This is a genomic window from Mesorhizobium sp. M7D.F.Ca.US.004.01.2.1, from assembly GCF_003997785.1.
Taxonomy (GTDB): Bacteria; Pseudomonadota; Alphaproteobacteria; order Rhizobiales; family Rhizobiaceae; genus Mesorhizobium; species Mesorhizobium loti.
This window is the reverse complement of sequence record NZ_RZRQ01000404.1, coordinates 1-4790: the sequence shown is the minus strand read 5'-3', so window position 1 is coordinate 4790 and position 4790 is coordinate 1. Positions and strand designations below refer to the sequence as shown.

6 protein-coding genes are annotated in these 4790 nt (G+C 63.6%); all 6 read left to right on the top strand.

Going from position 1 to position 4790, the window contains the following annotated elements; genetic code table 11:
* Nucleotides 1-892: zinc-binding dehydrogenase (locus EN993_RS31575; RefSeq protein WP_127265719.1), on the top strand; the 892-nt coding region annotated here is incomplete at its 5' end.
* On the top strand, nt 889-1443 hold the full coding sequence (locus EN993_RS31570; protein WP_164757937.1) for a hypothetical protein: 555 nt from the start codon (nt 889-891) through the stop codon (nt 1441-1443). The genes EN993_RS31575 and EN993_RS31570, both read left to right, overlap by 4 nt.
* A gap of 185 nt (nt 1444-1628) precedes the next feature.
* On the top strand, nt 1629-2792 hold the full coding sequence (locus EN993_RS31565; protein ID WP_127265718.1) for a glycosyltransferase family 87 protein: 1164 nt from the start codon (nt 1629-1631) through the stop codon (nt 2790-2792).
* The gene (locus EN993_RS31560) at nt 2785-3774 is read left to right on the top strand and encodes a glycosyltransferase family 2 protein (RefSeq protein ID WP_127265717.1); all 990 of its coding nucleotides are present in this window, start codon (nt 2785-2787) and stop codon (nt 3772-3774) included. Before EN993_RS31565 ends, EN993_RS31560 begins: the two co-directional genes overlap by 8 nt.
* The gene (locus EN993_RS31555) at nt 3771-4592 is read left to right on the top strand and encodes a ChbG/HpnK family deacetylase (RefSeq protein WP_127265716.1); all 822 of its coding nucleotides are present in this window, start codon (nt 3771-3773) and stop codon (nt 4590-4592) included. Before EN993_RS31560 ends, EN993_RS31555 begins: the two co-directional genes overlap by 4 nt.
* A partial coding sequence (locus tag EN993_RS31550) for a GtrA family protein (RefSeq protein WP_164757936.1) occupies nt 4589-4790 on the top strand: 202 nt, incomplete at its 3' end. The genes EN993_RS31555 and EN993_RS31550, both read left to right, overlap by 4 nt.

Below are 4790 nucleotides of genomic sequence, written 5' to 3'. Positions count from 1 at the left end.
GATCAAGGTCAGCCTCGCCTCGATCAACCCGTCCGATATCGCCTTCATCAAGGGCCAGTACGGCCAGCCGCGCGCCAAGGGCCAGCCGGCCGGTTTCGAGGGTGTCGGCACCGTCGTCGCCAGCGGTGACGAGCCCTATCCCAAAAGCCTGATCGGCAAGCGCGTTGCTTTTGCCACCGGCGTCAGCAACTGGGGCTCATGGGCCGACTATGCCGTCGCCGAGGCTGCTGCCTGCATCCCGTTGCTCGACACGGTCCGCGACGAGGATGGCGCGGCGATGATCGTCAACCCGCTCACCGCGCTCGCGATGTTCGACATCGTCAAACAGGAAGGCGAAAAGGCTTTCGTCATGACCGCGGGCGCCAGCCAGCTCTGCAAGCTGATCATCGGCCTGGCCAGCGAAGAGGGGTTCCAGCCAATCGTCACCGTGCGCCGCGACGATCAGATCGCGACGCTGAAAGCGCTTGGCGCGGCGCACGTCCTCAACGAAAAGGCGCCGGATTTCAAGACGGCTTTGCGCGAGGTGATGAAGACCGAACAGCCGCGCATCTTCCTTGACGCGGTGACCGGGCCGTTGGCCTCCGCCATCTTCGACGCCATGCCCAAGCGTTCGCGCTGGATCATCTACGGGCGGCTCGATCCCGAAGCCACTGTTATCCGCGAGCCCGGCCAACTGATCTTCCAGCACAAACATATCGAAGGTTTTTGGCTGAGCGAGTGGATGCGCCAGTTCCGCGACCGCCGTGGCCCGGCGATCCTGGAAGCGCAAAAGCGGTTTTCCGACGGGCGCTGGTCGACCGACGTGACAGCGGTGGTGCCGCTTGCCGAAGCCATGGCGCGGCTGCCGGCCGAACTGGCCAAGCCCAACGGCAAGGTGTTCATCCGGCCTTGAACGAGAATGGCTGGGCGAGAGGAAGTCCGGTATCTGCAAAAAAGGGGCTGCTTGTGAGAAAATGGTGGTTTGTCCCGATCGTGCTGATGTCGATGTCCTGTACCATTGGTGCACAAGCCGCCGAAAAGTTCCCGCCGTTTTGGCGCAAGGCGATGACGAACGATCCGAATACGAATTACTTTCTCAAGAAATATTCCACCCCTCTGGATGATCCTGCCGGGACCGCGGTCAGGAACATCATGCTGGCGCGGGTCATCGGCGCCGCATGTCAGTCCTCCAGACTCAACAAGGCCAAGATCAAAGCCTATCGCGACAGGATGATCGGCCCGCTGACGCCTGAGCAACTCAAAGCGGCCGCATTCGAGGGTGGTAGTGCGCTGCGCAGTTTCAACTATCAGGATCTCGCCTACCTTTGTGCCGGCATCGACTATCAATTTGGTCCGAAAGGGGTGCTGATCGCCGGCGCTGTTTCAGTGGGCAAAGGCGAGCCAAAATATCCCTATGATCCACGCAACCCCTATTTTCGTCTGCCTGAATTCACCGGCGATTGATCGGGTCGTCTGCCTCGCGGCGGCGATCGCGAAGGTGGAATCTGGCGTTCGCGGCGAATGAGGTGTGGCCTTTTGCGTTCATCAAGCCCCCTATGCCACGCCGCTTTGTCCGTGATATGCCGCCGCCATCGATTGCCGGGACAGGGTTGGACTGAACTTGTTCCGGGGTGATGTGGGGTGCCTTGATGACGATTTCCAAGCCGGTTTTCGACCGTTTGGGTTTTGGCCTGTGGATCGGAGCGTTTCTAGTCGTTCTTGTCTTGGTTCTGTGGTCGCCCCACACGCGGACGGTATGGAAGGCCTATATAGGCGGCAGCGAGGCGCTTCTGGCCGGTCTGCCCCTCTACGACACCCAATCCGAGATGGGGTATCTGTACGCGCCGGCCTTTGCGGCGCTCTATATTCCAATCGTCAAACTCGGTCCGCATCTGGGCGGCGTGGTGTGGCACACCCTTGGCTTCGCGGTGCTGACCTACGCCGCGATGCGGCAGGTGCGAAAGCTCGGCGGCGGCGATTTGATGTGGCTGCTCTCTTTCGGCCTTTTCCTCGCTTTGCCGATGGCGGCTGGGGCGATCCGCAACGGGCAGGCGACGATCCTTTTGACCGGCGCCTGCTGGCTACTCACATTGTCGGCGCTGGAAGGGCGGCGGGCGGAGACGTTCTTCTGGGCCTCGCTTGCCATCATCGCCAAGCCGACCGCGATCATAATGGTGTTGTTGATAGGAGCCCTTCGGCTCCGGTTGATACCGGTGCTGGTGCTGGCGGTGCTGTTCGTGCTGGCGCTGCCTTACGCTTTCGCTCCCGCCGCCTATCTCAACGATCAGTATCGTGTCTTCGCCCAGATGCTGACCTCTATGGCCGTCGACAACACCAGCCATTTCGTGCCCACCGATTTCACGGCGCCATTCACCAGAATGGGGCTGCCGATTCCGGAATTCGGTGCCACGATCGTGCGCATCATCATGGCCCTATTTACGCTCTCGGCGGTCATCTGGTTCGACCGCAAGCTCGAACGCGGACCGGCGGGGCTGGCGATCTTCCTGACGGCCACTTTCTACATGTGCGTCTTCAACCCGCGCGTCGAGCCCAACACCTATGCGATGATCGCCGTACCCGCCGGTCTCGCCATCGCGCTGTTGTGGCGCGAAGAACGAGGGGGCGCTCTCGCCTCAGTGCTGTCCACGGTGTTGTTCCTGACCGGGCTGAGCGGCGTCGAGCGCCATGTGCACGATTTCCTCTTCCCCTGGTTCCGGCCTATCGCGGTCACTCTCATTGCCGGTTCGCTGATCTGGTGGTTCTGGGCCAAGGCAAGGGACAAGGTGGTGAATGCGGGGATCGCTAATGGCTGATTTGCGGCCGACACTCGACATCGTCGCGCCGTTCTTCAACGAGGCGCCATCGGCATCGGCCTTCGCGCGCCTGCTCGGCGAGCTCGAAGCGGCCGTGGCACAGCGCTTCGGCATGACGGTGCACAAGATCCTGGTCGACGACGGCAGCCGTGACGACGGCGCCGGACGGTTCTCGCAGGCACTGACTGGGTCGTGGGAGATCGTGCGCCTCAGCCGTAATTTCGGCAAGGAAGTCGCTGTACTCGCCGGCCTCGACCAGTCGCGCGGCGACATGGTGCTGATCATGGACGCCGACCTCCAGCATTCCTTGGACATCAGCCTGAAGCTGATCGCCGAGCTGGTGGACCATCCGGACATCGACGTCGTCTATGCGCAGAACGACCGCCGTGAGGCGAGCTGGCGGCGCAGCCAACTGGCCCGGCTTTTCTACAGCCTCATCAACTCGAGCCAGCGTTTCGACATTCCCGAAAATGCCGGCGACTTTCGCGTCATGCGCGGCGCTGTCGCGCGCGCGCTGACCAGCCTGCGTGACAAGCGGCGCTTCAACAAGGGCCTGTTCGCCTGGGCGGGCTTTCGCCAGAAGGCGTTGCCCTATTCACCGGAAGGCCGTGCCAGCGGCACGTCGAAGTGGAGCCGGCTTAACCTGATCGCCTTCTCGCTGGAGGGTTTCACCTCGTTTTCCGTCATTCCGCTGCGCCTGATCAGCCTTAGCGGGCTGCTCGCGGCGTTGGCCGGCGGGATCTACGGCGCCAAGGTGTTCTTCGAGGTGATCTTCTACGGAATTGCCGTTCCGGGCTACCCCAGCCTGCTGGTCGCCGTCGTCCTGCTCGGCGGCCTCAACCTGACCCTGCTTGGCCTGATCGGCGAATATGTCTGGGTCACGCTCAGCGAGAGCAAGGATCGACCGGTCTATCTCGTGCGCGATGTCGTGCGCAGCGAGGTCTCCGCGGACAGGCCGGAGCCGGGCGCTTCCGACAGATGACACGGCGCATCCGCCTGATCGCCGACGACTACGGCCTGGCGCCCGGCGTTTCCGCCGGGATTCTCGACCTGCTCGATCGCGGCCGCCTGACCGGCACCAGCTGCATGACCGGCTTTCCGGAGTGGGCGGGAGAGGCGGCGCGCATCAAACCTCTGTGCGGCCGTGTCGCGGTCGGGCTGCATCTCACGTTGACCGACCAGCCGGCGGTCACCGGCCGGTCGAGTCTGGCGCCGGAAGGTCGGCTGCCGCCGCTCCGCGCGCTGGCCTTGCCTGTTCTGCGCGGCCGCATCGACGATCGCGATGTCCATGCCGAGCTCGACGCCCAGTACAGCCGCTTCGTCGAGGCGCTCGGGCGCCGCCCCGATTTCGTCGACGGGCATCAGCATGTGCATTTCCTTCCCGTCGTGCGCACATGGCTGCGCGCGCGCCTTGGCGAAGGAAGCGACAGGCCGGCGCTGCGCGGCGCCCCGGCACTGGCGGGCCAATTCGCCTCGGTGCCGAAAGTAGCTGCTATTGCTGCGCTCGCCGCCGGCTTCAACCGGTCGATGCGGCGCGCCGGCTTCACCCTTTTCGAGCCGCTCACCGGCATCTATGACTGGCGGCAACCCGAAAAATTCGCTTCCGTGCTGCAGGCCGCAGTCGAGGCACTGCCGGAACGCGGGCTGTTCATGTGCCACCCCGGCCATGTCGACGAGACGCTGCGCGCGCGCGACACGATGCAAGGCGTGCGCGAGGTCGAATTCGCGGCCCTGGCATCGGACGCGTTCGGCGCCAGCCTGGCCCGCGCCGATGTCACAATCATGGATGGCAAGGGATGAGCGACGCCGAGCGACCCCCGCGTTCGACCGGCAACAAGATCGTCCGCTTTGCCATTGTCGGGCTTGCCAACACCGCCATCGACCTTGCCAGCTTCTTCCTGCTGCTCAAGCTCGGAGTTTCGCCGCTGCCCGCCAACATCTCCGCCTGGTTCATCGCCGTCACCTTCTCGTTCGCGGCGAATGGCTTCTGGTCGTTCG

What these genes read in the sequence shown, in the direction of transcription:
- EN993_RS31565 (WP_127265718.1), top strand. Translation starts at nt 1,629, where the DNA reads ATGACGATTTCCAAGCCGGTTTTCGACCGTTTGGGTTTTGGCCTGTGG.
- EN993_RS31560 (WP_127265717.1), top strand. Translation starts at nt 2,785, where the DNA reads ATGGCTGATTTGCGGCCGACACTCGACATCGTCGCGCCGTTCTTCAAC.
- EN993_RS31555 (WP_127265716.1), top strand. Translation starts at nt 3,771, where the DNA reads ATGACACGGCGCATCCGCCTGATCGCCGACGACTACGGCCTGGCGCCC.